This window comes from Nocardiopsis camelliae, assembly GCF_028993595.1.
GTDB lineage: Bacteria > Actinomycetota > Actinomycetes > Streptosporangiales > Streptosporangiaceae > Nocardiopsis > Nocardiopsis dassonvillei.
This window is the reverse complement of sequence record NZ_CP118614.1, coordinates 2594638-2619247: the sequence shown is the minus strand read 5'-3', so window position 1 is coordinate 2619247 and position 24610 is coordinate 2594638. Positions and strand designations below refer to the sequence as shown.

Here is a 24610-nt window from a genome sequence, read left to right as displayed (position 1 = left end):
GCGTGCGAGACACATAACAGACTTGTATAGAACATCCCTCATGACTGAGTAGCGGTGCACACAAACCCGCGCAAAGCGCCACACTGAGAACTGTCGGGCCCGCACACGCACCCCGCGGGCTCTCCACGCCCGGAGGAGGACGGCCCGCACGGTACGTCCGAAAAGCACGGGTAGGCCCGTAGGGGAATCGGATGACCCTTCTCCGGCGTGTACATATCAGAGGTTTCGGACACGAGTCCGTGCCCGCGGCGTGGCACCGCACGACGACCGCGGCGGGAACGGCGAAGACAACGGGGCGGTCCGCCCCGCGGCTGGAGAGGAACCACCGGTGACAGCGGAGGACGATCAGCGGGACGAGGCGCCCGCGCGCCCGGGTACGGGCCGGGCGCTGCTGTGGACCGCGGCGTCGGTTCCCCTTCCCGGGCTGGCCCACCTGCGGATGCGCCGCAGGGTCGCGGGCGCCGTGATCCTGGGGGTCTACCTGGCCGGAATCGTGGGTCTGCTCGTGTGGGCGTGGCGGCTGGGCGCCGACGAGGCGAACACCATGGCGCGGCTGGCCACCATGGCACTCCAGGACCAGTGGCTGCTGGGAGCCATGGGCGTGGTGTTCGTCGTGGCGGTGCTGTGGCTGACGGTGATCGTGCACTCGTGGGTGATCACCCGGCCCGCGGGGGCGCCCCGGAACTCGCGGGTGCTCGGCGCGGCCGTGGTGCTGCTGCTGTGCCTGACCGTCGCGGCGCCCTCGGCGCTGGCCCTGCACGGCGGCTACACGGCCTACCAGACGCTGAACAGCGTCTTCCACGCCGAGGAGGACCCCCTCCTGCCCCCGCACGACGAGGCCGACCCGTGGAACGGCCAGGAGCGGGTCAACGTGCTGCTGATCGGCTCGGACTCGGCGGACAACCGCTACGGGGTGCGCACCGACAGCATGATGGTGGCCACCATGGACACCGCGACCGGCGACACCGTGCTGGTGGGACTGCCGCGCAACCTGGAGAACGTGCACTTCCCCGAGGACAGCGCCCTGGCCGAGCGCTACCCCGAGCCCTACGGCTTCGACCTGCTGCTCAACGACGTGTACCAGACGGTGGCCGAGGAGCCCGAGGAGCTGGCGCTCAACCCGGACGCGGCCGACCCCTCCGCCGACACCCTCAAGAAGGTCATCGGGTACAACCTCGACCTGGAGATCGGCTACTACGCGATGGTCGACATGATGGGCTTCCGCGACCTGATCGACGCGATCGGCGGTGTGGAGGTGCTCATCGAGGAGCCCATCCCCTACGGCGTGCACGGCGGGGTGCTGGAGCCGGGCCTGCGCCGCCTCGACGGCCACGACGCGCTCTGGTACGGCCGCTCGCGGACCAACAGCGACGACTACGGCCGGATGGGCCGCCAGGGCTGCCTGATCAAGTACGTGGCCGAGCAGGTCGACCCGATGACCGTCCTGACGAGCTACCGCAGGCTCGCGGGCGCCACCGAGCGCACCCTGAGCACGGACATCCCCCAGGCCAAGGTGCCCGCGTTCGTCGAGCTGGCCGACAGGGTCACCGACACCGGGAGCATGAGCACGTTCCAGTTGTCGCCGCCCCAGGTCAACACGGCCAACCCGGACTGGGAGCAGGTCAAGGCCCTGGTCGCCGAGGCCATCGCCGACAGCGGGACCGAGGGCGACGACGTGGCAGCCGAACCCTCCGGCGCCCCCTCCGCGGAGGAGTCCGCCGCGCCCTCGGAGCCGGCCGAGCCCACGGAGGACGACGGGCTGACCGAGTGGCAGGAGTACACGGGCCTCGACGAGGAGGAGCCCGAGGAGCCGGGCCGCCAGGTGGGCGAGGAGCCCAGCAACCTGGAGGCCCTGTGCCCCTGACCGGGCGCTGAACCCGGTGCGCGGCCCCCGCTCCCCCGCGGGGGCCGCGCGCAACCCCGCGTGACCGGTGTCGGTCAGAAGAACGCGGACCGTTGCGGGCCGCTCACCGCCGTGTGACCCTGACGCGGTGACCCCCGCGCAGATCTGGACCCTCGTCGCGTTGGGCGCCTTCCACGGCCTGCACCCGGGCATGGGCTGGCTGCTGGCCGTGAGCCGCGGCCTCCAGGAGGGCGGTCGCGCGGAAGTGCTGCGGTCGCTGCCCGCCATCGCCGCCGGGCACGCCGCGAGCGTGGCGGTGGCGGCCGTGGCCGTCACCGCGACCGGCTCGGTCACCGCTTCGGTGCTCTTCCCGGTGGCGGGCGGCACGCTGATCGTTCTGGTGGGGCTGATGATGCTGCTGTCGCACCGGCACTTCCAGTGGCGCGAGGTGCGGCTGCCGCTGTGGCAGCTGTCGGCGTGGTCGTTCCTGATGTCGTCGGCGCACGGCGCGGGGCTGATGGTGCTGCCGGTACTGGCGGGGCAGCTCGCGCACACGCACTCCGGCGGACACGGCGGACACGGCGCCGCAGCGGAGGGGGCCGCGGCGGAGGACGCGGCCCCGGACGGCGGAGCGGAGGGCCCGGCGGCAGGGGTGGCCGGAGGCGCCGGCGCGGAGGCGGCGGGCGGCGCGGTGGCCGAGGGGGCCTGGACCCTCTGGGACGCGACGCTGGTCGGCCTGGCCGCGACCGGCGTGCACACGCTGGCGATGCTGGGCGCGGCGGGGGTCGCGGCGCTGCTCGCGCACGACTTCCTGGGGGTGCACGCGCTGCGCTGGCGCGGTGTGACCATGGACCGGATCTGGGCGCTGACCCTGGTCCTGGGCGGACTGTTCGTCCTGTGGTCGATCCGGTGACCCGCGGCGACGGCCTCCGGGGGCGGTAGAGCCGCCCCGGCAGGGGGAAAATGTCCGCGGTTCCGGAAACCCGGAGGTCCTCCCGGGAGTTGTCTCTCTGAAAACGCGCCGGGCGGTGACGGCACCGCCCGGCACGAACACGGAGGAGCGGGGCATGACACACAGCAGCTCGCGGCCCGAACGCCGGTGGACCGGCGTGCTCATGGCCGTGGCAGTTCTGTTGGTGCTGGCCGTCGTCGCCGTCGTGAGCGCGCGCTGGGTGGCGCGCAACACCGACCTGTTCCCCTCCTCGACGCCCTGGGGGCCGGAGTGCTCGGTGTGGACGGGCGAGGTGCACGTCCGCCTGGACCGGGACCAGGCCCGGCGGGCGACCACCGCGGCCGCCGTCGCCGTGCAGGGCGACAGCGCCCCGATCGGGGCGCCCGACACGAGCGACATCCCCGAGACGGTGATGACGCTGCTGGAGCAGGGGCCGGAGGAGGACGCCGGGCCGTCGCTGACCTGCCGTTCCACCAAGAACCCGGACCTCGCGGTGGAGGAGGGGCTGGAGCCCTCGGGCCTGAAGCCGCGCGCCCAGCGCCTGCTGGAGGGCATGGAGGAGCACTTCTCCGGCCTGAGCCTGGGCGGTTACGAGCCGGGCGGCTTCGACACCGGCCACGGCGACGACTCGGCGCACTACGACGGCCGCGCGATCGACGTCTTCTACCGGCCGGTCAACGAGGACAACCGCCGCGCGGGGTGGGTGATGGCGCACTGGCTGATCGCGCACGCGCCCGACTACGAGATCGACGTGATCATCTTCGACGACCGGATCTGGAGCACGAGCTTCCCGTCGCTGGGGTGGCGCGACTACGAGGCCGACCCCGACAACGAGATCCTGCGCCACCTGGACCACGTGCACGTGGACGTGCAGCGCGGCCAGGAGGCCCCCGAGGGCGGGTGAGGAGGCCGGGTCCGGCCTCCTCCGTCCACGGGTCGCACGCGACGGCGCGGGCGGGAGGGCGTACGGAGTGACGACGGCCGGAGAGCCGCGGCGGGCGCTGGGGAAGGCAGCCGGGGCCACGACGGGGCGTGCGGGTACGGGCACGGGAGCGGCCGCGGGGACAGACGACCGGGGGGACCGCTGCGGGCACGGGGGTGAGGCGGCCGCGGTCACGGCGGACACGGGCCGTGACCGCGGCCGCCCGTCCTCATTCCTCCAGGCGGAAGCCCACCTTGAGGCCGACCTGGAAGTGGGCGACGTCGCCCTCCTCGATGTGGCCGCGTATCTCGGTGACCTCGAACCAGTCGAGTCCGCGCAGCGTGGCCGAGGCCCGGTCGATGCCGTTGCGGATGGCCTGGTCGATTCCCTGCGGCGAAGTGCCGACGATCTCCGTGACGCGGTAGGTGTTGTGGGACATGCGGGACCCCCTGGGTGGTCGGTTCTCGGCCGCGCGGAGCGCGACCCCCCGCTTCCTGCCTCCCCTTAATCCCCTGGAGCCACACGGAGCCCTCCCGGCGCATCCGCCCTCGCGCCGACGTGCGGGGGCCGGGCGCTTTGCCGTCGGCGGGGGCTCCCGGGGGACGCCGTTGGGACCGGCTTGACCCGTGGCCGCGCTCCGCGAGCCAGGAGTTATAGGCGAAAAGCCAGGTGAGTACCGATATGGGACTTAAGGCCTCTTATCGGCGGGACTCTCCCGAGACAACGTCGTAACTGACTCTTGACGTACACCGGGGGGCATCGGTGTACATTGGGTCCTAGCGCTTCGGTCCCCCGTCGGAGCGCGGGAGCGGTGTTCCGAGCCCCCGTTGGAGCATCGCCTGCGACGCCGGGTGGTTTGCCCCCGTAACCACCCGGCGTCGCCTTGTGTCCGGCCCCGGGCCGCCCGTGCGGGCGGCCGGAGGCGAAGACCCGAACGTGCCCCTGGCTTGACCATGGAGGCAGTTTCCCGGCTTGGGGGTCAGCATTGGGTAAACCGGCGGAGGCGCAGTGCTCGCGGCGCGGGTGCCGCGCCGAGGCGACGTGGGCGCTGGTGTGGAACAACCCCAAGCTGCACACCCCCGACCGGCGCAAGGTGTGGACGGCCTGCGACGAGCACCGCGAGTACCTGTCCTCCTTCCTGGACATGCGGGGATTCCTGCGCGAGACCGTCCCCATGGACGAGTTCGAGGGCTGACCGGCCGCCGGTACCCGTCGTCCGGGCCTTCCGGGACCGGGCCCGGCGGAAGCCTCCGCGGCGGGTCGCCTGCCGGGCGGGACCGCCGGAGACCGCGCCCGCCCCGCCCCGCAGGACCGCGCTACACCGGCTGCCCGCGCGACCCGGTGCTGCCCTCAGCCGGTCGGCGGCTCCAGGATCCGGCGGGCGCGGTCGAGGTCGTCGGGGGTGTCGCAGTCGGCCACGGCCAGGTCGTCGGCCAGGGCCACCGCGCGGGGGGCGAGGGGGCCGAGCAGCCCGTACAGGGAGCGCCCCCGGTAGTCGGCGAGGGCGGCGCGCACGGCCCCGGTGCGCCACACCCCGGTGAGCCACTGCTCGCGTCCGGTCGAGTCCGCGAACACCGCGCCCGCGCCGTCGGCGTCCCGGTCGGCGGCGGCGCACAGGGCGGCCAGGTGTCCGGGGTCCAGGTGGGGCAGGTCGGCGGCCAGCAGCGCGAACCGGGGGGTGCGCACGTGCGGCAGACCGGCGCGCAGCGCGGGCACGGGGCCGGAGCCGGGCGGGTCCTCGCGGACGTAGAGCGCGCACGGGCTCTCGCGGGGCGGGCCGACCACGATCACCCGTCCGCCGTCCCCCGCCCCGGCGTTGTGGGCGCGGACGGCGTCGGTGACCCGCTCCAGCAGGGTGCGTCCGGCCACGGACAGGCCGGGCTTGTCGGCGCCGCCCATGCGGCGGGCCGCGCCCCCGGCGAGGACGACGGCGTCCAGGGTCTCGTTCATGCCTCCAGCATGGCCCACGGCGTCGGCGGCGCGCTCACCCCTCCGTCTCGGCGAGCCCGTCCATCACGTCGTCCAGGACGGTCCGGCGGTGGTCCATCGACATCAGCCGCAGCTCCTTGAGCGCGGGGACGGTGTCCACGCTGGTGCCCTCCGCCGGGCCGCGCACCGTGCACACCCGCATGCAGTGCTGGGTGGGCTGGCGCCAGAAGTCGCGCTCGTCGACGGGGGCGATGCGGTACACCGTGGCCGGGTACGTGACCGGCCTGCTCGGGGAGTACCAGTGCTGGGTGCGGGACAGCACGAACCCGGTGAGGAGCGAGTCGAACACGCCGCCGGTGGCGAGGTCGGCCAGGGCCTCGCGGTCCCCCTCCCGGCGGCACTCGTCGCAGCCGTCCAGTTCCGCCCGCAGCAGCCAGCGGGCGCGGGCGTGGCTCACCTCGGAGTTCTTGAGTTTGCTCGGGTGTCGGTGTCCCATGCAGGGAAGGGTACGCCGCTCCCGGGGCTCCGTCCGCACGGACGGAGCGCTCCGGGAGCGGGCGCCTCGGGGGCCGGTCCCGCGCACCGCCTCAGCCCTTGACGCACACCACCTGGCGCAGGTGGGCGACCACCTCGACCAGGTCGGTCTGGGCCTCGATCACCGACTCCAGGTCCTTGTAGGCGGCGGGGATCTCGTCCACGACGCCCCGGTCCTTGCGGCACTCCACTCCCCTGGTCTGCTCGACCAGGTCGGCCTCGGTGAAGGTCCTGCGGGCCTTGTTGCGACTCATCCGCCGCCCGGCGCCGTGCGAGGCGGAGTTGAACGAGGCCGGATCGCCTGAAATCCTCGGTAATCAGTACATGCAGGCCCCGTCCACCTTTGTCTCAGCATGGAACCCCTGGGACCTGGACTCCGGGAAGAATTGCAGTGCTGACCACACTGAGTTGACGGTGACGGGAGCCACATTAGAGCGCTTTCAGTCTCGTTCTGTCACCGGTCCGGTACACGATGGTGGACGTGTCGACGATCGTGGTTCAGCTCAAACTCGCGCCCTCGCCCCAACAGGCGACGGTGCTCGAGCAGACCCTGCACGCTGTCAACACCCAAGCCAACCTGGTGTCACAGAGCGCCCGTGCACAAGGCGTGTACCGCAACTACGCCCTGCGCAGACTGGCGTACAAGGATGTGCGGGCGGCGGGGATCGGATCCCAAGCCGCCCAGCATGTCGTGAAGAAGGTCGCCGACGCCTACACCACGTTCCACGCCAACCTCGCGGCCGGGAACTACGGCAGAGAAGGCTCGGAGCGGTGGCGCAGGGCCGTGTCCACACTGATCACTTTCCGACTTGACGCCGCCCAGACCTACGACCAACGGAACCTGTCTGTGGCCCTGGACGCCCGGACAGTGTCGCTGTGGACCCTCCAAGGCCGGTTGAAGGACGTTGCCTTCATCTGTTCCGCCGACGCGGCCAAGGTGCTGGCCGAACACAAGCGCGGCGAGTCCGACCTGCTGCGTCGTGAGGGCGTCTGGTACCTGATGGTGACGGTGAACGTGCCCGATCCTCCGGAGTACGAGCCTGATGGGTTCGTAGGAGTGGACATGGGCATCGCCAACATCGCCACCACCTCCGACGGCCAGGTCATGGCCGGCCGCCAACTCACCCGATACCGTAGACGCCAGCGAAGACTACGCCAGAAGCTACAGGCCAAAGGCACCAAGAGCGCCAAACGGCTACTGAAGAAACAGCGCCGCAAGGAGCAGCGCCGTTCCAAGGACATCAACCACGTCATCTCCAAACGCATCGTGGCCGAGGCTGAACGCACCTCGCGCGGGATCTCCCTGGAAGACCTCACAGGGATCCGGCAGAGGGTACGGCAGGCAAAGCCCCAACGGGCCGCGTTGCACTCCTGGGCCTTCGCCCAACTCGCGGGATTCATCGCCTACAAGGCCAGGCGAGCCGGTGTCCCGCTGGTGTTCGTGCAGGCGGCGTACTCCTCCCGCGAATGCGCCGAATGCTCATACACCGATAAGGCCAACCGGGTCTCCCAGGCTTTATTCACTTGCCGGTCATGCGGCGTCGTCGCGCACGCCGACCGGAACGCTTCCCGCGTCCTGGCCCGGCGGGGCCAGGACGCATGGAACGCGGGGCGGCAGTCACACGTCCCACCCGCGAACACATAGTTCGCGGGTCAGACGCGGTGGATGTTCCTGACAGCCAGTCAGGCGTTCAACCGCAAGCTCGGCCCTTTAGAGCCGGGAAGCTGACGCCACCTCCCTTTCCCGGCACGGCCTGTGGGGTCGTTCGTACGGGGCGCGTACGCGGTCGCGCCCCCGGAACATCAAGCCAGAGCCGACCGGAGGAGGCAACGGGTTTTCGGCCGGGGCGGGCGCGGCGCCAGGGCGCACCGGTGGCCTGCCCCGACCGGGGCTCAGCCGCCGATCGCCGACATCGGCCGGGAGGGCTGGAGGAAGCTGGGGTCGTTGATGCCGTGTCCGGGCAGTTTGGCGGACACCGCGGCGGTCCAGCTCCGGGCGATCTCGTCGTCGGTGGCGCCGCCCCGCAGCAGGGAGCGCAGGTCGGACTCCTCGCGGGCGAACAGGCAGTTGCGCACCTGTCCGTCGGCGGTGAGGCGGACGCGGTCGCAGGCGCCGCAGAAGGGCCGGGTGACCGATCCGATGACGCCGACGGTGGCCTGCTCCCCGTTGGGGAAGCGGGCTCCGCGCACGTGGAAGAGCTCGGCCGGGGCGCTGCCGCGCGTGTCGGCGTCGGCCGGGTCGAGGGTGAACTCGGTTTCGAGGGTGGCGAGGATCTCCTCGGCGGTGATCATGGTGTCGCGCCGCCAGCCGTGCTGGGCGTCCAGCGGCATCTGCTCGATGAACCGCAGCTCGTAGCCGTGTTCGACGCAGAAGCGCAGCAGGTCGGGGGCGTCGTCGTCGTTGACTCCGCGCATGAGCACGGCGTTGACCTTGACGGGGGTGAGCCCGGCCCGCGCGGCGCCCGCCAGGCCGTCGAGGACGTCGTCGAGCCTGCGGCGGCGGGCGAGGGTCTCGAACACGTCGGGGCGCAGGGTGTCGAGGGAGACGTTGACCCGGTCGAGCCCGGCCTCGGCGAGGGCGGGGGCCATGCGGGCCAGCCCGATGCCGTTGGTGGTCAGGGCGGTCTGGGGGCGGGGCTCCAGCGCGGTGGTCCCGGCGACGAGGCCGGGCAGGCCTCGGCGGAGCAGGGGTTCTCCGCCGGTGAAGCGCACCTCGGTGATGCCGAGGCGGGTGACACCGATGCGGATGAGGCGCAGGAGTTCGTCGTCGGTGAGCAGTTCCGGCTTGGGCAACCACTCCAACCCCTCCGGTGGCATGCAGTAGGTGCACCTGAGGTTGCAGCGGTCGGTGAGCGAGACCCGCAGGTCGGTCGCCACTCGTCCGTAGGAGTCGGCCAGCACGGGCGTCACCCTCTCCAGTCCGGGTTGTCGGGCGGTCCGTGTACGGAGGTGTACCCGGCCCGAGGGGTACCCATAGATAAGCGTAGAAGATCCCTTTAAGCGGCGGGCAGTCCCAATCGTGACATATGCCGTTTTTCGTGGGCTGACACGAGAAACCGGTCGGCGTATCGGCCGATCCCACACTCCCCCCCGGGGCTGCGGGCCGCGCGGACCCGCTCCGCCCTGCTGCGCACCGGCCCCGGCCCGCCGTAGGGTGACCATCCGACGGTCGTACACGGCTTCGATCGTCGCAGACGAAGGCTCGGGCGAGGAGGCGGGACACGGTGATCACCACACGCGAGTGGGCCCTGGCGGGCGGACCGGACGGTTCGGGGAAGCTGGCGGCGCGGGCGTGGGCGCCGACCGAGGGCGAGCCGACCTGGCTCGCGGTGCTGGTGCACGGCTACGGCGAACACCTGGGCAGGTACCACGCGGTGGCCGAGGACCTGGTCCGGGCGGGCGCGGTGGTCTACGGCGCCGACCACCGCGGACACGGGGGCTCCTCCGGCGAGCGGGTCCTGATCGAGGACTACGCGGGCGTGGTCGAGGACGTGCACCGGCTCGTCACCCAGGCGCGCACCGCCTACCGGACGCTGCCGCTCGTGCTCATCGGCCACTCCATGGGCGGGCTCATCGCCTCCCGCTACGCCCAGACCCACCCCGAGCGGGTGAGCGCGCTGGTGCTGTCCGGGCCGGTGCTGGGCCGGTGGGAGGCCCTGGAGCGGATCGCCGCCGCCGAGGAGATCCCCGACGCCCCCATCGACCCGTCCGTCCTCTCGCGGGACCCGGCCGTGGGCGAGGCGTACGTGGCCGACGAGCTGGTCTGGCACGGGCCCTTCAAGCGCACCACGGTGAACGCCATGCTCACCGAGATCGAGCGGGGTCTGGCCGCCGGGAGCTTGGGGCCGCTGCCGCTGCTGTGGGTGCACGGCTCCGACGACCGGCTGGTACCGCTGGAGGGCACGCGGGTGGGTGTGACGGCGATCATGGGCGAGGACTTCACCGCGCGGGTCTTCCCCGGCGCCCGGCACGAGGTGTTCAACGAGACCAACCGGGACGAGGTGCTGGGCGAGGTGGTCCGCTTCGCCCAGCGCTTCGCCGTGCCCGCGGGCGGCGCCTGAGGGGAGCGCCGGAGCGGACGGCAGCCCGGCGCCGACTCGTCCACAGGCGCGGGTTCGGGGTGGTGCCGGGGCTGCCGGGCGTGGTGAGCTGTTGACAAGGGGACCTCGTGCCTTCCCCTCCCCTCGGCGTGCCCTCACACGTACAGCTGCCCCCGGGGCTGCGCCGGGTGGACCAGGGTCTCGGTGTAGGCGGCGGCCAGGCGCTCCACGGCGTCCACGAGCACGTCCGGCGGCTGGGTGTAGGCCAGGCGCAGGTAGCGTTCCAGGGTTCCGTCGGCGCCGAACACCGGCCCCGCGGCCGGGTGCACCCCGTGCCGGATCGCGGCCGTGGCCAGCGCGCTGGCCACGGGGTGGGGCAGGGTCGCCCACAGCACCATCCCGCCCCCGGGCACGCTGGGCCGCCAGTCGGGGAGGCGCTCGCGCAGCGCGTGCAGCAGCGCGTCGCGGTTGCGGCGCAGTTGGCGGCTGCGCTCGGCCCGGATGCGCAGCACGTCGGCGAGCAGGTGGGTGGCGGTGAGCTGGTCCAGCACCGCCCCGGCCAGGTCGAATCGCTGTCGGGCGGCCATCAGCCGGGCCACCATCGGCGGCGTGGTGCGCACCCACCCCACCCGCAGGCCGCCCCACAGCAGCTTGGCCACCGACCCCACCGTCAGCACCCGGCCGTCGGTGTCGTGGGCGGCCACCGGCGCGGGCAGGTCGCCGGAGTCGATGGCCAGTTCGGCGACGGTCTCGTCGACGATCAGGTGGGTTCCCGCCCGGCGCGCCTCGCGCACCAGGACCCGGCGCTCCTCGTCGTCCATCAGGGCGCCGGTGGGGTTGTGGAAGTCGGGGATCAGGTAGGCCAGCCGGGGTTTCCACTGGCGGAACGCGTCGACCAGGTACTCCATGTCCCAGCCCTGCGGGGTCACCCCGACCGTGCGCACCCGGGCCCCGGCCCGCCGGATGGCGTCCAGGGCGTGCGGGTAGGTGGGCGACTCCACCAGGACCTCGTCGCCGGACTGCACGAGCATGTCCACGGCCAGCGCCACGCCCTGCTGGGCGCCGTTGGTGACGAAGATCTGCTCGGGGGTGGTGGGCAGCCCGCGCTCGACGTAGCGCCGGGCGATGGCGTGCCGCAGCTCGGGCAGCCCGTAGGGGTAGTAGCCGAGCCCTCCCACGTGCGCGGCGAGCTGTTCGGCGGCCCGGAACGCGGCGGCGCGCAGCCCCTCCACCGCCGGGGGCGCGGCCACCCCCAGGTCGATGTGCTCGGCGGTGGGGACGAAGGGCGAGGGCTCGCTGGTCGCGGAGTCGGGTAGGACGGTCCAGCTGCCCGCGCCCTGCCTGCTCTCCAGGAAGCGGTTGTCGCGCAGCCAGGCGTAGGCGGCGGTGACGGTGTTGCGGCTGACCCCGAGGGCGGCGGCGAGGTCGCGTTCGGCCGGGAGGCGGGTGTTGGTGGGCACGCGGCCGTCCAGGACCAGTCCGCTGACGGCGCGGGCGATGGCCAGGTAGAAGGGGCGCTCCACGGGCGCCTCACCGATGAGGCGTGCCAGCAGACGCCCGTTGATCCGCCGGGTACCGCCCCCGGAACGCTCCGCCGCGCGGTGAGCGCTCTGTCTCGCCATGCCGTCCCCTGCCGCCGCATTGAAAGGGCCAGTTACCCGGATTGGCTCTTCATTCCAGGCGCCACATCAGCCACGATACCCAGGTGGCCCCCTTACTGGACCCGGGCCCGGCGCGGGAGCCACGGGGGACGGCGAACGGTCCGGCCGGGCGCCGCGCACGCCCCCGCCCCGGGCCGCCGCCACCGGCCTCGCCCCGCCGGGACCGTGTGCCCGTGCCTTCGCGCGGGTTCTCCTCCGATGATCCCAGGAAAGACAGGTGTCCCCGTGACCGCACAGCCCCGTGACGCGGCCGCCGCCCTGCTGGGCTGGGTGCTGGTCGCCCCCGCCCTGCCCCGGCCCCGGCGGCGCCGCCTGGCGCAGCTGTACGCGGGCCTGGTCCTCTACGGGCTGAGCGGCGCGCTGCTGGTGCACGCGGGGCTGGGCGCGATGCCCTGGGACGTGCTGCACCAGGGGTTGTCCCGCCAGACGGGTCTGTCCATCGGCACGTGGAGCGTGCTGGTGGGCGCGATGCTGATGCTGCTGTGGATTCCGTTGCGCCAGAAGCCGGGTCTGGGCACGCTGAGCAACGTGGTCGTCGTGGGCATGACGGTGGACCTGTTCCTGTGGCTGCTGCCCGAGGCGGATTCGCTGCTGGTGCGGGTGCTGCTGCTGGGGCTCGGGGTGGTGGTGTGCGCGGTCGCGACCGGCTGCTACATCGGCGCCCAGCTGGGCCCGGGCCCCCGGGACGGGCTGATGACCGGCCTGGCGGCCCGGGGGTGGTCGGTGCGCCTGGCCAGGACGGTGATCGAGGTGACCGTCGTGGTCACCGGCTTCCTCCTGGGCGGAACCGTGGGGGTGGGCACGCTGGTGTTCGCGGTGGCGATCGGGCCGCTGGCCCAGGTCTTCCTGCCCCTGATGCGCGTGCCCGATCCGGTCGCCGGGCGGCCCGGTCCCCGCCGGTCCCCGGGAGCCGGACGCGGGAGTGCGCCGGGGCCCGTCCACCCGGAGTGAGCCGCCCCAGGGGTGAGCCGTCCCGGAGCGGACCCGTGCGCAGGGGCGGCGGACTGCGGTCGCACGGGGCGCGGCCCGTACCGCCGGGCGCGCGGCTCCGGACGCCCGGAGGGGTTGTGGACGCGCCGAGTACACCCATTGCGGCTGACCTTGGCCTTCCCGTCACCGGATCTTGATCACCGCGTCATAACTTCTGGTCCAATAAACTCCCCCATTCCGCCACATACTTCGCTGCACCTGCCGGTGCACGTGCAACTGCGGGTGGCGCCCCTCCGGAGGAGGGGGAAAGATGGGGACCGCGGTGAACGGAAAGGACCGTGTTCGGGACGGTTCCTGGGCACCGGCCTTTTCGGCTGCCTTCACCTGGGCACATTACCGGGTGGAAGGCGAGCGGCGGCTGGTGCGGAGGCGGAACGTGGCCCGAACGGCGCCTGGCGGCGGTGCCGCCCCCCATGGAGGGCAGGAGACGGGACCCCGGCGGGACGCGCACACGGGTGCGCGCGCGGGCGGCCGTCGCAGGACACCGCGCACCCCACGAGGCGCCGACCGCAGAGACCATGACGACCTGATGGGGGTGAGCCGCGTGCCCGGCTGGATCGAGGACTACGCAATGATCGGCGACATGCAGACCGCCGCGCTGGTCGGGCGCGACGGGTCCATCGACTGGGCGTGCCTTCCCGACTTCGACTCCTCGGCCTGTTTCGCCGCGCTGCTGGGCGACGAGCAGAACGGCTGCTGGACCCTGCGCCCCGCCGAGGGCGAGCCGCGCGCCACCCGCCGCCGCTACCGGGGCGACACGCTCATCCTGGAGTCGGAGTGGGACACCCCCTCCGGGTCGGTCCGGGTCATCGACTTCATGCCGCCGCGCGGCGGCGCCCCGCACATCGTGCGCATCGTCGAGGGGCTGAGCGGCTCCGTGCGCATGGAGACGACCATGCGCATCCGCTTCGACTACGGCCACGTCGTGCCGTGGGTGCACCGGACCGGGGCCGAACTGGTGGCCATCGCCGGACCCGACGCCATCTGGCTCAGCACCCCCATCCCCCTCCAGGGCCACAACTTCACCCACGACGCCACCTTCACCGTCACCGCGGGCCAGCGGGTGCCCTTCGTGATGACCTGGCACCCCTCCCAGGTGGAGGAGTCCGACCACCTGGACGCGGAGAAGGCGCTCTCGCGCACCGAGCGCTTCTGGGAGAAGTGGGTCAACCAGTGCACCTACGAGGGTCCCTACCGCGAGGCGGTGATCCGCTCCCTCATCGTGCTCAAGGCCCTGACCTACCGCCCCACCGGCGGGATCGTCGCCGCCCCCACCACCTCCCTGCCCGAGGAGATCGGCGGGGTGCGCAACTGGGACTACCGCTACTGCTGGCTGCGCGACGCCACCATCACGCTGGAGGCGATGATCCGCTCCGGCTACAAGGACGAGGCGCTGGCCTGGCGCGAGTGGCTGGTGCGGGCGATCGCGGGCGAACCCCAGCTCATGCAGATCATGTACGGCATCCGCGGCGAGCGCAGGCTCACCGAGTGGGAGGCCGAGTGGCTGCCGGGCTACGAGGCCTCCCGCCCGGTCCGGATCGGCAACGCCGCCGTGGGCCAGTACCAGCTCGACGTCTACGGCGAGGTCATGGACGTGCTGCACCTGGCCCGCCGCCACAACATCCGCGGCGGCGACTACCTGTGGGGCCTCCAGCGCTCGCTGGTCAACTACCTGGAGTGGTGCTGGGACGAGCCGGACGAGGGCCTGTGGGAGGTGCGCGGGCCGCGCCAGCACTTCGTGCACTCCAAGGTGATGGCCTGGGTGGCGGCCGACCGCGCGGTGCGCAGCATCGAGGAGTTCGGCAAGGAGGGGCCCATCGAACGCTGGAAGGCCCTGCGCGACACGATCCACGCCGAGGTGTGCGAATACGGCTACGACCCCCAGCGCAACACGTTCACCCAGTACTACGGCAGCAAGGAACTGGACGCGGCGCTGCTGCTGATCCCCGAGGTGGGCTTCCTGCCCTACGACGACCCGCGCGTGGTCGGCACGATCGAGGCGGTGCGCAAGGACCTGATGGTGGACGGGTTCGTGCTGCGCTACCGCACCGACCTGGACGACTCCGCCGACCAGCTGCCCGGCAACGAGGGCGCGTTCCTGGCGTGCAGCTTCTGGATGGCCAACGCGCTGCTGTCGATCGGCCGCCAGGACGAGGCCCGCGAGCTGTTCGAGCGGCTGCTGTCCCTGCGCAACGACGTGGGCCTGCTGGCCGAGGAGTGGGACCCGCGCGAGAACCGCCAGGTCGGCAACTTCCCCCAGGCGTTCAGCCACGTGCCGCTGGTGACCACCGCGCTGAACCTGTCCACCCGCCAGGGGGGATGGCGCGCCGAGTAGACCGCGCCGCCCGGCCGCCCCGCACGGATTCCCCTCCCCCGACGCCCCCGTCCCCCACCGGAGCGGACGCGCACCAGAGCGGACGCACGCCCCCGCGCTCCTGTCCCGAGGTCCTGGACCCACGGACCGGAGCGCGGGGGCGCCGCCGTCTCCAGGACACGGCCGTGGCCGCCCGACGCCCCCGTACGGGGGCGGTCGCACGGCGCACCGGACGTGCGGGCGGCGCCGTCGGGGCCGGGTTCCGAGGCGGCGCGGGGGCCTTCAGTCCTCGCGGAGGCGGGCCAGCGCCGGGATCATCCGCTCGCCGATGTCCTCCGGTCCGGGGAAGACCCGGGTCACGGCGCGCTGGTGGGCGAGCCCGTGCAGGCCCAGCCACAGCCCGACCGCGTCGGCGCGGGGGTCGGTGCTGGTGGAGATCCCGGCCTCGACGCAGGCGGCGAGCGCCTCGCCGAGCACGCGCAGGCTCGCGTCCCCGAGGCTGACGAGGTCCTGCTCGGTCACCGAGGATTCCCCGAGCGTGGGCATCCACAGGCCGCCGAACATGGTGCGGTAGCGCTCGGGGCGTGAGCGGGCGAAGCCGAGGTAGGCGTGGCACGTGGCGTACAGGCGCGCACGGGGGTCGTCGCCCGCCCGCGCCACCGCCGCTTTCAGCGCCGCCTCCAGCTCGTCGAAGGCCCGGCGGACCACGGCCAGCATGATGGCGGGCTGGTCCGCGAAGTGCGGGTAGATCGACGGCGCCGCGATCCCGACGCGGCGCGCGAGGGAGCGCAGGGTGATGGCGCGCTCGTCCCCCGTCTCGTCGAGCATCTCCACCGCGGCGTCGACGATCTCCTCGCGCAGGCGGCCGCCCTGGCCCCGGCGGTTACGGGTGCGCGGCGCGGAGGCCTCCTTCGTGTCCTTCATTGTGTCACCTTACGGCTGGAAGTCGACGGGCCCGTCTTGCACCCTTGAGTTTACGCGTGTAAGTTTACGAGCGTTAGCAAGACTGCTCCGACAGGAGGCCCCATGAACGCCGTCGCCGCCACCACCGCCACCCAGGTCCTGCTGCCCGGCCGGGTCGAACCCCCCGGCCTCCGGCTGCGGCCCCGGGCCCTGCCCGCTCCCGGACCCGGACACGTGCTGCTGCGGATGGAGGCGACCGGGGTCTCGTTCGCCGAGCAGCAGATGCGCCGGGGCAAGTACTTCGACCAGCCCCCGTTCCCGTTCGTGCCGGGCTACGACGTCGTCGGCACCGTCGAGGCCGCCGGTCCGGGCGTGGACGCCTCCTTCGTCGGGCGCCGCTTCGCCGCCGTCACCAAGACCGGCGCCTGGGCCAGCCACCTGCTCCTGGACGCCCGCGACCTCGTCGCGGTGCCGGAGGGGACGGACCCGGCGGAGGTCGAGGCGCTGCTCGTCAACGGCATCACCGCCTGGCAGATGCTGCACCGCACGGCCCGCGTGCGGCGGGGCGGCACCGTCGTCGTGCTGGGCGCCAACGGCGGCGTCGGCACGGTCCTGGTCCAACTCGCCCGGCACGCCGGGATCACCGTGATCGGCACGGCCGCGCCGCGCCACCACGAGGCCGTGCGCGCGCTCGGCGCGACCCCCGTCGACTACCGCGACCCGCACGCGTACGACAGGATCCGGGACCTGGCGCCCGAGGGCGTGGACGCGGTGTTCGACCACGTCGGCGGCGGCGGGCTGGTCCGCTCGTGGCGCCTGCTGCGGCGCGGCGGCACGCTCGTCTCCTACGGCACGGCGTCGACGAAGGACGTCGAGGGCGACTCCCGGCTGCCCGTGCTCGCGCTCTTCGGCCGTCTGATGGTGTGGAACGCCCTGCCCAACGGCCGCGGCGCCCACTTCTACAACTTCTGGGCCGGACGCGGCCGCCGCGCCGACGCCTTCCGCGCCCGCCTGCGCGAGGACCTGACCGAGGTGCTGCGGCTGCTCGCCGACGGGGTCCTGGCGCCGAGGGTGGCCGCCCGCGTACCGCTCTCGGAGGCCTCCCGCGCGATGACCCTCGCCGAGTCCCGCACCGTCGTCGGGAAGGTCGTGCTCGTCCCCGACGCGTGATACCGGCCGCTCCGGACGGCTCCGCCACCGGTCCACGGTCCTCGAAGCCGGTGGGCCGACCGGTGGGAGTAGAGGTCCTCACCCTGGGGCGTCCTCTGGACACCACAGCCCTCCTGGAGGTTCTGCGGGAGTCCGGAGCGGCGGATCCGGCCACACGGGCGTGGGTGAACGCGTTCGCCGCCCAGATCCTGGAGTTCGATGACCTGGTGCCCGTCCCGTCGCTTCGGCGCGGACAGAAGGCACCCCGTGAGGAGATGCGCTTCCTGACTGTCGCGGAGGTCGCCACGATCATGCGCGTGTCGAAGATGACGGTGTACCGCATGGTTCACGCCGGAGTCCTCCCGGCGGTCCGGGTGGGCCGCTCCTACCGTCTTCCCGAACGCTCCGTGCACGAGTACGTGGACGAGACGGGTGCCCGGCTCCGCGTCCTCGGGTGAAAAACCCGGGCTGCCGGGAGCTGGGCAGGCCCGAAGCGGACGTGGATGTCGCCCGCTGCCGCTAGTGTTCTGGCCATGCCGAAGGACCTGAAAGAAATCATGGACAGCGGTTGGGCCGAGGCCCTGGAGCCGGTCGCGCCGCAGATCGCCGCGATGGGCGACTTCCTGCGCCAGGAGGTCTCGGAGGGCCGCACCTACCTCCCCGCCGGCGAGAACGTCCTGCGCGCCTTCAAGCAGCCCTTCGAGGACGTGCGCGTGCTCATCGTGGGCCAGGACCCCTACCCGACCCCGGGCAACGCGGTGGGCCTGAGCTTCTCGGTCGCCCCGGACGTGCGCCTGCCCGCGAGCCTGCGCAACATCTACAAGGAGATGGTCGACGACCTGGGCGTGCCCATGCCCTCCAACGGCGACCTGACCCCGTGGACCCGGCAGGGCGTGCTGCTGCTCAACAGGGTGCTGTCGGTGGAGCCGGGCAAGGCCGGTTCGCACCGGGGCAAGGGCTGGGAGGCCGTCACCGAGCAGGCCATCCGGGCGCTCGCCGAGCGAGACAAGCCGCTGGTGGCGATCCTGTGGGGGCGCGACGCCCGCAACCTGCGCCCGCTGATGCCGGGCGTGCCGTGCGTGGAGTCCGCGCACCCGAGCCCGCTCTCGGCACGGAACGGGTTCTTCGGCTCGAAGCCGTTCAGCCGTGCCAACGAGATGCTCAAGGAGCAGAACTCCGACCTGGTGAACTGGGAGCTGCCCTAACGGATCCCACCACGGGAGCACGCTCACTCCGCCCCGACCCCCGACACCCATGCTGACCTGCGGACTCGGCACCGCCCCCGGCGCCGGGTCCGACCGTGTTTCCACAACCTCCCTCGAAGCGGGAAGAGGCACCCCCGATGGCGAAACGGCTCACCTACGCGGACGCGCTCAAGATCCTCGGCCAGAACGACTCGGAGGTGATGAACCTCGCCGAGAGGCTCACGGACGGCGGACTGGGGCTGGTGGGGGTGCCCGACCTCTTCGGGCTGCGGGGAGCGCTGGTCAGCGGAGGCCGTCAGGCCATCGAGGGTATCCGGGACAAGATCAGCGGTGAGAGCCGGACCTCGCGGACGGAGAAGATCGAGGCGGCCCACCAGATCCTGGTCACCGTCGCGTTCTTCGAGGCGGTCGAGGAGGCCCTGAACGAACTGGACGCCCCCTTCTCCCTGGCCGACCTGGAGTTCACCCGTGGGGAACAGATCGCGCTGATGGACCGCGTCCTGGCGCACTCCGGCACCAGCCCAGCCGTGTCCCTGGGGTCGGGCTGGGTCCCGCGCTTCTTCTCGGACTTCCTGTTCAGGGACTTCGCCGCGGTCCTGACAGGGCTGGCGGTGGTCGAGCAGCACGGCATCACCTCGCAGGACCACACCCTCCTGGAGCAGATGGGGCGCCTCGTCCCCCGGTACGCCTCCCACCGGTACCAGGAGTCCTACCGTCAGCTCTCCGCCGACGTCCCCGAGTTCGGCATGTGGGTACACCTGGCCGAGCACGAGCACACGCGCGAGACCGTCGGCACGGGGCTCGGAGAGCTGCGTCGGCGTCTGGAGGAGATCAGCTCCCGCCGTGCGGTGGACGTCCGGCGCAAGGAGCTGTCCGCCGGGTACCGGGCGGTCCTGCGCCAACCGGTGCTGCGTTCGGACGACGTCCCGCCGGGTCTCTCCCTGCCCACGCTGGAGGATGCCTACGTCCCGCCAAGGGGTCGTGCCGCCTACGCGGTGCACAGCGGCAGCCCCTCCTCCGAGGAGTGGTGGGAGCGTCTTCCCGTGCTCGCGGACCTTCAGCGGGTCATCGCCGCGCACCTGGTCCACCCGATCGCCACGGAGGTCCCCACGGTCATCCTGGGCCACCCCGGGGCGGGCAAATCCAAGTTCACCGAGATGCTCGCGGCCAGTCTGCCCGACTCCGACTTCCTCCCCATCCGCGTGGAGTTGCGCTCGGTCCAGCCGAACTCACCCATCCATGTGCAGATCGAGGAGGGGCTCGCCGCGACCCTCCACACCCGAGTGTCCTGGCGCGAACTCACCGAGTCCGCGGACGGCGCCCTGCCCGTCATCATCCTGGACGGCTTCGACGAGCTCCTCCAGGCGACCGGGGTGGACCGCTCCGACTACCTGGAGCGGGTCCAGGAGTTCCAGCATCAGCAGGAGGCGCTGGGCCAGCCGACGGCGGTGATCGTCACCAGCCGCACCGTCGTGGCCGACCGGGCCCGTTTCCCCGACGGCTCCATGGTGATGCGGCTGGAGCCCTTCACCGAGTCCCAGATCGAGCGGATGCTCCAGGTGTGGAACGGGGCGAACGGGCGGGTGTTCTCCTCCCGCGGCCTCGAACCGCTGAACGTCGACTCACTCCTGCCCTACCGCGAACTGGCCGAGCAGCCCCTGTTGCTGCTGATGCTGCTCATCTACGACGCCGGGGACAACGGTCTGCGGCGCGCCTCGCACGCCCTGTCCCACGGGGAGCTGTACGAACGGCTGTTGACGATGTTCGCCAGGCGTGAGGTGGACAAGCACCAGCCCCACCTCAACGACCGGGACCTGGACGACGCGATCGAGGACGAACTGCGCCGTCTGGAGATCGCCGCGTTGGCGATGTTCACGCGGCGCAAGCAGAGCGTGGACGCCGACGAGCTGGACCGCGACCTCGCGGTTCTCATGCCCGACGCGGCGGTGCGCGCGGAGGACGCCGACCTGCACGGACGGATCGACCCCGCCCACCAGGTGCTGGGCCGGTTCTTCTTCGTCCACGAGGCCCGTGCGCAGACGGGCGGCGGCGCCGCGAGCGTGTTCGAGTTCCTGCACGCCACCTTCGGCGAGTACCTGGTGGCGCGGGCCGTGGTCGCCGCGGTGGAGGAGTTGGGCGAGTCCCGCTCTCGTTCGTCCCGGCGCCGTGGCCGCAGCACGCGTCCCGATGACGGTGAGCTGTACGCCCTGTCCTCCTTCGCCACCTATGCGGGTCGGGAGAAGGTTGTGGACTTCCTCGCTGAACTCCTTGAGAGGCGGTTCGCCGAGGAACCCGAGGCCCGCGAGGACTACGCGCAGCTGCTCGTGGAGCTGTTCCAGGAAGCGCCTTTCCCCGCCTCCAACCGCTCCTACACCGCCTACGAGCCCACACGGCTGCCGCTGACCCGACGCGAGGCCAACTACACCAGCAACCTCATGATCCTGTTGTGCCTGGTGCGCCAGGAGCCGGTGGACATCCGGGAACTGTTCCCGGACTCCCCCGAGACCCTCCAGGACTGGCAGCACACGGCCGCGCTGTGGCGGACCCTGCCCGGAACCGAATGGTTCAGCATCGTGGCGACACTGCGCGTGCGCCACCTGGACGGCTGGAGCGAAGAGAGGCCGGCCACCGTCGTGGACCTGGACGACTCCTCACCGGTCAACGTCGGCGAGAGCATGGGCTTCGAGCTGCGGATGAACACGGACGCTCGTCCGTCCGTACTCGATCCCTATGAGATCACCGTGCCGCACAACACGACCACGTCCCGCCTGCTGCGGTCGACGGCGATGCGGGTCAACGGCACCTCTGCGCGCTTCCTGCTCGGGCTGCTGCCCTACCTGCGTTACGTCTCCAACGACCTGGCGACCTGGTACTCGCAGATCACGACTGAATTGGAGGTGGATACGGAGTCCGAGACAGAAACGGAAACGACCTGGTCCGAGTTGCACGAAGTACTGCGGCTGCGTCTGATCCCCGCCGCCGAAAACCCCCTGGAACGGCTGGAGGCCTACAAACGGCTGCTCCTTTCGAGCCGAGCCCTGGGACGCGTGGAACACCTGGTGCTCAGGCAGGCCGTCGAAGACCTCGGTATGTCCGCGCCTGGGGATGTGCTCGCCGAGAGTGTGCGGAGCCTGTTGCAGTACTACCTCGCCGGGGTGACCGAGGTGGTGACCGGCCCTCAGCTCAGCCTCCCGGTGATCGCGCCGACGCTTCGCCGCCTGGAGAGCCTGGTCGACCGGGAGATCCTCGCGCGCGTCCGGGACCTGGCGCGGGGGGACGCCCTACCGGAACCTCATGCAGGAGCCAGCGACACCGTCCCTGAGTTCCACCGAACGCCTTCCCCGACCGGGCAGTACAGCAGCGGCGGCTGAGCGCCGCCCCGGCGACCGGCCGTGCCGGAACCCGGCACGGCCGAGGCGGCCTTGGCCGCCCCTACCCGGCCGCGCGCACCCGCTCCACCAGGGCGGGCAGCGCCGTGCCGATGGGGTCGCGGACCACGGCTCCCGCGAAGTCGTCGTAGGGCGTGGGCTCGGCGTTGACGACGACCAGGGCGGCCCGCGCCATCATGGCCACGTCGCACAGCCCCGCCACCGGGTGGACCGTCAGCGACGTGCCCACGGCCAGGAACACGTCGCACTCGCGGGCCGCCCGGCTGGCCGCGTCGACCACCTCCGCGTCGAGCCGCTGGCCGAAGGAGATGGTGTCCGACTTCTGGATGCCCCCGCACTCCGGGCAACGGGGGTCGGACTCCTCGTCCAGGCGCGCCAGCACCGTCCCGCTCGGCGTGCGCAGACCGCAGGCCATGCACACCACCCGCAGCATGGTGCCGTGCACCTCGATGACCGCGTCCTCGGACACCCCGCCCCGCTGGTGCAGGCCGTCGATGTTCTGGGTGATCAGGGCGCGCAGCCGTCCGGTGGCCTCCAGGTCGGCCAGGGCGCGGTGCGCGGCGTTGGGCCGGGCACGCCACACCGGGTGGGTACGGCGCTGGGCCCACACCCGGCGGCGCACGTCCGCGTCGCCCATGTAGATGTCGATGTCGGACAGGGCCTGCGCGTCCGGGTCGGTGGTCCACACCCCGTGCGGTCCGCGGAAGTCGGGGATGCCGGAGTCGGTGGACACCCCCGCCCCGGTGAGGACCGTGACGCGTTCGGCGGACTCCAGGAGTTCGGCGGCCCGTTCGAACTCCGCCGGGTCGGAGAAGGGCGCTGATTCGGTGGTCGTCGAGGCCATACCCCCCATTCTTACGCGGTCGGGGCACCGTTCGCCCCACCGCGCCCGCCGCTCCGTGCGGCGCGCCCCGGTGCTCCGGCGGCCCGCCCGGCTGCTCCGTGCCGCGCGCGTCCGCCGGTGGCGTACCGCCCCGCCCCAGTCCCGCCCCGGGCCGGAACGGCGCGCGGCGCCGTTCCGGCCCGGGGCGTAACCTCGGGGGTACAGGAAGGGCACGGAGGCCACATCCCTGCCGATGCACACGAGGTGGGCAAAGGGTGCGAAAATCGACACCGTCATGAAGCAGCCGTCCTACATCCTCGTGGTCAACGGGACCAAGGTCGAGCGCCCCGTGTTCGTCCTGGGCGCTCCCCACTCGGGAGTCGCCGAAGTCGCCCGTGCCCTGTCGCGCGTGCCCGGCCTGCACCTGGGCGCGGGCTCGTCGGGCGTGCTCAACGCCGTCTACGCCGTGGCCAGACGCCCCTCCCTCGCGCTGGAGAAGGTCGCCGGGACGGCGAGCCTGCTGCGCGAGGCCTACGCCGAGGCCTGGCAGCTCACGCCGCTGACCTGTCCGCGCTGTCCGGGGCCGTGGGCGCGCGTGCCCGCCAACGCCTCCGCCGAGCCGTGCGAGCACAGCGCGGAGGTGCGCCGCTACGGCGACGCCAGCCCCGACCTGCTGTTCTGCGCCACAGCCCTGCACGCGGCCTTCCCCGACGCCCTGTTCGTGCAGGTCATCCGGGACGGCCGCGACGTCATCGCGGACATGATGGAGGACGAGCGCTCGCTGGCCTGGCTCAAACCGAGCTTCATGAAGCTCGACCACGAGTTCCCCAACCACTTCTTCGGCCTGGAGGAGGAGTCGGACCTGTCCTCGTTCAGGGAGGGCTCCACCGCCGCCAAGTGCGCGATGCGCTGGCGCGGGGCGATCCGCATGTCGGCGCTGCTGCGCCGCTCCATCGGCGCCGAACAGCTGCTGACCCTGCGCTACGAGGACGTGCACGGCGGCGAGGTGGAGGCGGCCGAGCGGCTGCGGGAGTTCACCGGGGCGCGGGTGTCGGCCTCGGAGCTGCTGACCTCGGAGTCCTGGGGCGTGGGGTCGTGGCGCGAGCGCCTGACCCGCGACCAGTACGGCGACGTGCGCGAGGTGGCGGGCACGGAGCTGTCCCGGCTCGGTTACACCTGAGCCCCGGCGGGACCGGTGCGCGCCCGTGGCGGCCCCGGTCCCCTGTTCGCGGGCCCGGACGGGCTCCGGCACCACCCCCTCGGCCCCGGCCCCCGGTCCCCGTACGAAGCGGCCGGACACGTCCCGGCCCCGGCGCCCTCAGTCCGCGCCGTGCACGCTCATCAGGGCGTCCGCGGCGGCGCGGGCGGTGCGCGCGGCGTCGGCGACCCCGGTGACGTTGCGGGCCACCACGGCGCCCTCGTGGAGCATGGCCAGCGCGTCGCCGAGCGCCACCGCGTCCCGTGCACCCGACCGCTCGGCGAGGTCGGCGTAGAGGCCGCGCAACCACCGCTTCTGCTCCTCGGCGACGGCGCGACCGGGGTGCTCGGGGTCGGAGAGCTCGGCGTAGGCGTTGACCATCGCGCAGCCGCGCGGGTTCTCCTCGCCCATCCAGGCGTCCAGGGCGTCGAACGTGGCGGCCACCAGCTCCCTCGGGGTCCGGGCCCGCTCCAGGTAACCGTCCAGGTAGGCGCGCCAGCGGGCGTCGCGGGCGCGCAGGTAGTGGACGACGAGCTGCTGCTTGGAGCCGAAGCGGTCGTAGATGGTCTTCTTGGTCACCCCCGCCCGCTCGGCGACCAGCTCCATGCCCACGGTGTTGATCCCGCGGGTGTAGAACAGCTCGGTCGCCACGTCCAGGACGCGGCGCGCGGCCGGGGTCAGCGGTGTCGTCGCGGTACCGGGCACGGTGCCCACTCCCTCCGTCGCGCCCCGCCGTAGGGGGCGCCTCGTTCGGACTA

At 72.5% G+C, this 24610-nt stretch carries 21 protein-coding genes and 1 pseudogene; 13 read left to right on the top strand and 9 right to left on the bottom strand.

Features of this window, described 5'->3' with window-relative positions; translation table 11 throughout:
* Nucleotides 1-328 precede the first annotated feature (328 nt).
* From PV789_RS11445 to PV789_RS11435, 3 genes are all read left to right on the top strand, one after another.
* Nucleotides 329-1864: an LCP family protein gene (locus tag PV789_RS11445; protein WP_274977395.1), complete on the top strand. Its 1536-nt coding sequence runs from the start codon at nt 329-331 to the stop codon at nt 1862-1864.
* Between the two features lie 127 nt (nt 1865-1991).
* Complete coding sequence (locus tag PV789_RS11440; RefSeq protein WP_274977394.1) at nt 1992-2756, top strand: cell wall anchor protein; 765 nt, start codon at nt 1992-1994, stop codon at nt 2754-2756.
* A gap of 154 nt (nt 2757-2910) precedes the next feature.
* On the top strand, nt 2911-3699 hold the full coding sequence (locus PV789_RS11435; protein WP_274977393.1) for a VldE C-terminal domain-containing protein: 789 nt from the start codon (nt 2911-2913) through the stop codon (nt 3697-3699).
* Nucleotides 3700-3946: 247 nt separating this feature from the next.
* On the opposite strand, the gene PV789_RS11430 is transcribed toward PV789_RS11435, so the two are convergent.
* Nucleotides 3947-4156, bottom strand: a complete 210-nt coding sequence (locus PV789_RS11430; RefSeq protein ID WP_013152455.1) for a dodecin — start codon at nt 4154-4156, stop codon at nt 3947-3949.
* Between the two features lie 546 nt (nt 4157-4702).
* Here PV789_RS11430 and PV789_RS11425 point away from each other — a divergent pair.
* Nucleotides 4703-4912: a hypothetical protein gene (locus tag PV789_RS11425; RefSeq protein WP_274977392.1), complete on the top strand. Its 210-nt coding sequence runs from the start codon at nt 4703-4705 to the stop codon at nt 4910-4912.
* A gap of 155 nt (nt 4913-5067) precedes the next feature.
* Here the strand turns inward: PV789_RS11425 and mobA are convergent, their stop codons facing one another.
* The 3 genes and pseudogenes from mobA to PV789_RS11410 form a co-directional block, all read right to left on the bottom strand.
* Nucleotides 5068-5667, bottom strand: coding sequence for a molybdenum cofactor guanylyltransferase (gene mobA / locus PV789_RS11420; protein ID WP_274977391.1), 600 nt, complete (start codon nt 5665-5667; stop codon nt 5068-5070).
* A 34-nt stretch (nt 5668-5701) separates the two neighbouring features.
* Nucleotides 5702-6142, bottom strand: coding sequence for a hypothetical protein (locus PV789_RS11415; RefSeq protein WP_274977390.1), 441 nt, complete (start codon nt 6140-6142; stop codon nt 5702-5704).
* Nucleotides 6143-6233: 91 nt separating this feature from the next.
* Nucleotides 6234-6482 (bottom strand): annotated as a pseudogene (locus tag PV789_RS11410) (RtcB family protein); the annotation flags it as partial.
* A 170-nt stretch (nt 6483-6652) separates the two neighbouring features.
* Between PV789_RS11410 and PV789_RS11405 the strand changes: the two are divergent.
* Nucleotides 6653-7825, top strand: a complete 1173-nt coding sequence (locus PV789_RS11405; RefSeq protein WP_274977389.1) for an RNA-guided endonuclease InsQ/TnpB family protein — start codon at nt 6653-6655, stop codon at nt 7823-7825.
* Nucleotides 7826-8073: 248 nt separating this feature from the next.
* On the opposite strand, the gene moaA is transcribed toward PV789_RS11405, so the two are convergent.
* The gene (moaA, locus tag PV789_RS11400; RefSeq protein ID WP_248774547.1) at nt 8074-9081 is read right to left on the bottom strand and encodes a GTP 3',8-cyclase MoaA; all 1008 of its coding nucleotides are present in this window, start codon (nt 9079-9081) and stop codon (nt 8074-8076) included.
* 323 nt (nt 9082-9404) lie between these two features.
* Between moaA and PV789_RS11395 the strand changes: the two genes are divergently transcribed.
* Nucleotides 9405-10241, top strand: a complete 837-nt coding sequence (locus PV789_RS11395; RefSeq protein WP_274977388.1) for an alpha/beta hydrolase — start codon at nt 9405-9407, stop codon at nt 10239-10241.
* Nucleotides 10242-10375: 134 nt separating this feature from the next.
* On the opposite strand, the gene yczR is transcribed toward PV789_RS11395, so the two are convergent.
* Nucleotides 10376-11842 (bottom strand): MocR-like transcription factor YczR, encoded by a 1467-nt coding sequence (yczR, locus tag PV789_RS11390; protein WP_274977387.1) that lies wholly within the window; start codon nt 11840-11842, stop codon nt 10376-10378.
* A gap of 264 nt (nt 11843-12106) precedes the next feature.
* Between yczR and yczE the strand changes: the two genes are divergently transcribed.
* Nucleotides 12107-12832 (top strand): membrane protein YczE, encoded by a 726-nt coding sequence (gene yczE / locus PV789_RS11385; protein ID WP_274977386.1) that lies wholly within the window; start codon nt 12107-12109, stop codon nt 12830-12832.
* 568 nt (nt 12833-13400) lie between these two features.
* Nucleotides 13401-15206 carry a glycoside hydrolase family 15 protein gene (locus tag PV789_RS11380; RefSeq protein WP_274977385.1) on the top strand — a complete coding sequence of 602 codons (1806 nt, stop codon included), beginning with the start codon at nt 13401-13403 and terminating at the stop codon, nt 15204-15206.
* A gap of 261 nt (nt 15207-15467) precedes the next feature.
* On the opposite strand, the gene PV789_RS11375 is transcribed toward PV789_RS11380, so the two are convergent.
* Nucleotides 15468-16109 carry a TetR/AcrR family transcriptional regulator gene (locus tag PV789_RS11375; protein ID WP_274977384.1) on the bottom strand — a complete coding sequence of 214 codons (642 nt, stop codon included), beginning with the start codon at nt 16107-16109 and terminating at the stop codon, nt 15468-15470.
* A 102-nt stretch (nt 16110-16211) separates the two neighbouring features.
* On the opposite strand from PV789_RS11375, the gene PV789_RS11370 reads away from it, so the two are divergent.
* The 4 genes from PV789_RS11370 to PV789_RS11355 all read left to right on the top strand — a co-directional run bounded on the left by PV789_RS11370 (nt 16212) and on the right by PV789_RS11355 (nt 21813).
* On the top strand, nt 16212-17258 hold the full coding sequence (locus tag PV789_RS11370) for a medium chain dehydrogenase/reductase family protein (protein ID WP_274977383.1): 1047 nt from the start codon (nt 16212-16214) through the stop codon (nt 17256-17258).
* Nucleotides 17259-17512: 254 nt separating this feature from the next.
* A complete protein-coding gene (locus PV789_RS11365; protein ID WP_274978114.1) occupies nt 17513-17695 on the top strand; it encodes a helix-turn-helix domain-containing protein in 183 nt (60 codons plus the stop codon).
* Nucleotides 17696-17770: 75 nt separating this feature from the next.
* Nucleotides 17771-18442, top strand: coding sequence for a uracil-DNA glycosylase (locus PV789_RS11360; protein ID WP_302475394.1), 672 nt, complete (start codon nt 17771-17773; stop codon nt 18440-18442).
* A gap of 137 nt (nt 18443-18579) precedes the next feature.
* Complete coding sequence (locus PV789_RS11355; RefSeq protein WP_274977382.1) at nt 18580-21813, top strand: NACHT domain-containing protein; 3234 nt, start codon at nt 18580-18582, stop codon at nt 21811-21813.
* A gap of 61 nt (nt 21814-21874) precedes the next feature.
* On the opposite strand, the gene PV789_RS11350 is transcribed toward PV789_RS11355, so the two are convergent.
* Nucleotides 21875-22675, bottom strand: coding sequence for an SIR2 family NAD-dependent protein deacylase (locus PV789_RS11350; RefSeq protein ID WP_274977381.1), 801 nt, complete (start codon nt 22673-22675; stop codon nt 21875-21877).
* A gap of 274 nt (nt 22676-22949) precedes the next feature.
* Between PV789_RS11350 and PV789_RS11345 the strand changes: the two genes are divergently transcribed.
* Complete coding sequence (locus PV789_RS11345) at nt 22950-23834, top strand: sulfotransferase family protein (RefSeq protein WP_274977380.1); 885 nt, start codon at nt 22950-22952, stop codon at nt 23832-23834.
* Between the two features lie 138 nt (nt 23835-23972).
* On the opposite strand, the gene PV789_RS11340 is transcribed toward PV789_RS11345, so the two are convergent.
* Nucleotides 23973-24566: a TetR/AcrR family transcriptional regulator gene (locus PV789_RS11340; RefSeq protein ID WP_274977379.1), complete on the bottom strand. Its 594-nt coding sequence runs from the start codon at nt 24564-24566 to the stop codon at nt 23973-23975.
* Nucleotides 24567-24610 lie beyond the last annotated feature (44 nt).

Excerpts from the sequence above, each read along its gene's own strand:
- PV789_RS11435 (WP_274977393.1), top strand. The coding sequence starts at position 2,911 with ATGACACACAGCAGCTCGCGGCCCGAACGCCGGTGGACCGGCGTGCTC.
- yczR (WP_274977387.1), bottom strand. The coding sequence starts at position 11,842 with ATGGCGAGACAGAGCGCTCACCGCGCGGCGGAGCGTTCCGGGGGCGGT.
- PV789_RS11350 (WP_274977381.1), bottom strand. The coding sequence starts at position 22,675 with ATGGCCTCGACGACCACCGAATCAGCGCCCTTCTCCGACCCGGCGGAG.
- PV789_RS11375 (WP_274977384.1), bottom strand. The coding sequence starts at position 16,109 with ATGAAGGACACGAAGGAGGCCTCCGCGCCGCGCACCCGTAACCGCCGG.
- mobA (WP_274977391.1), bottom strand. The coding sequence starts at position 5,667 with ATGAACGAGACCCTGGACGCCGTCGTCCTCGCCGGGGGCGCGGCCCGC.
- PV789_RS11355 (WP_274977382.1), top strand. The coding sequence starts at position 18,580 with ATGGCGAAACGGCTCACCTACGCGGACGCGCTCAAGATCCTCGGCCAG.
- PV789_RS11365 (WP_274978114.1), top strand. The coding sequence starts at position 17,513 with ATGCGCTTCCTGACTGTCGCGGAGGTCGCCACGATCATGCGCGTGTCG.
- PV789_RS11380 (WP_274977385.1), top strand. The coding sequence starts at position 13,401 with ATGGGGGTGAGCCGCGTGCCCGGCTGGATCGAGGACTACGCAATGATC.
- PV789_RS11345 (WP_274977380.1), top strand. The coding sequence starts at position 22,950 with ATGAAGCAGCCGTCCTACATCCTCGTGGTCAACGGGACCAAGGTCGAG.
- PV789_RS11370 (WP_274977383.1), top strand. The coding sequence starts at position 16,212 with ATGAACGCCGTCGCCGCCACCACCGCCACCCAGGTCCTGCTGCCCGGC.
- PV789_RS11405 (WP_274977389.1), top strand. The coding sequence starts at position 6,653 with ATGGTGGACGTGTCGACGATCGTGGTTCAGCTCAAACTCGCGCCCTCG.
- PV789_RS11415 (WP_274977390.1), bottom strand. The coding sequence starts at position 6,142 with ATGGGACACCGACACCCGAGCAAACTCAAGAACTCCGAGGTGAGCCAC.
- PV789_RS11430 (WP_013152455.1), bottom strand. The coding sequence starts at position 4,156 with ATGTCCCACAACACCTACCGCGTCACGGAGATCGTCGGCACTTCGCCG.
- PV789_RS11360 (WP_302475394.1), top strand. The coding sequence starts at position 17,771 with ATGCCGAAGGACCTGAAAGAAATCATGGACAGCGGTTGGGCCGAGGCC.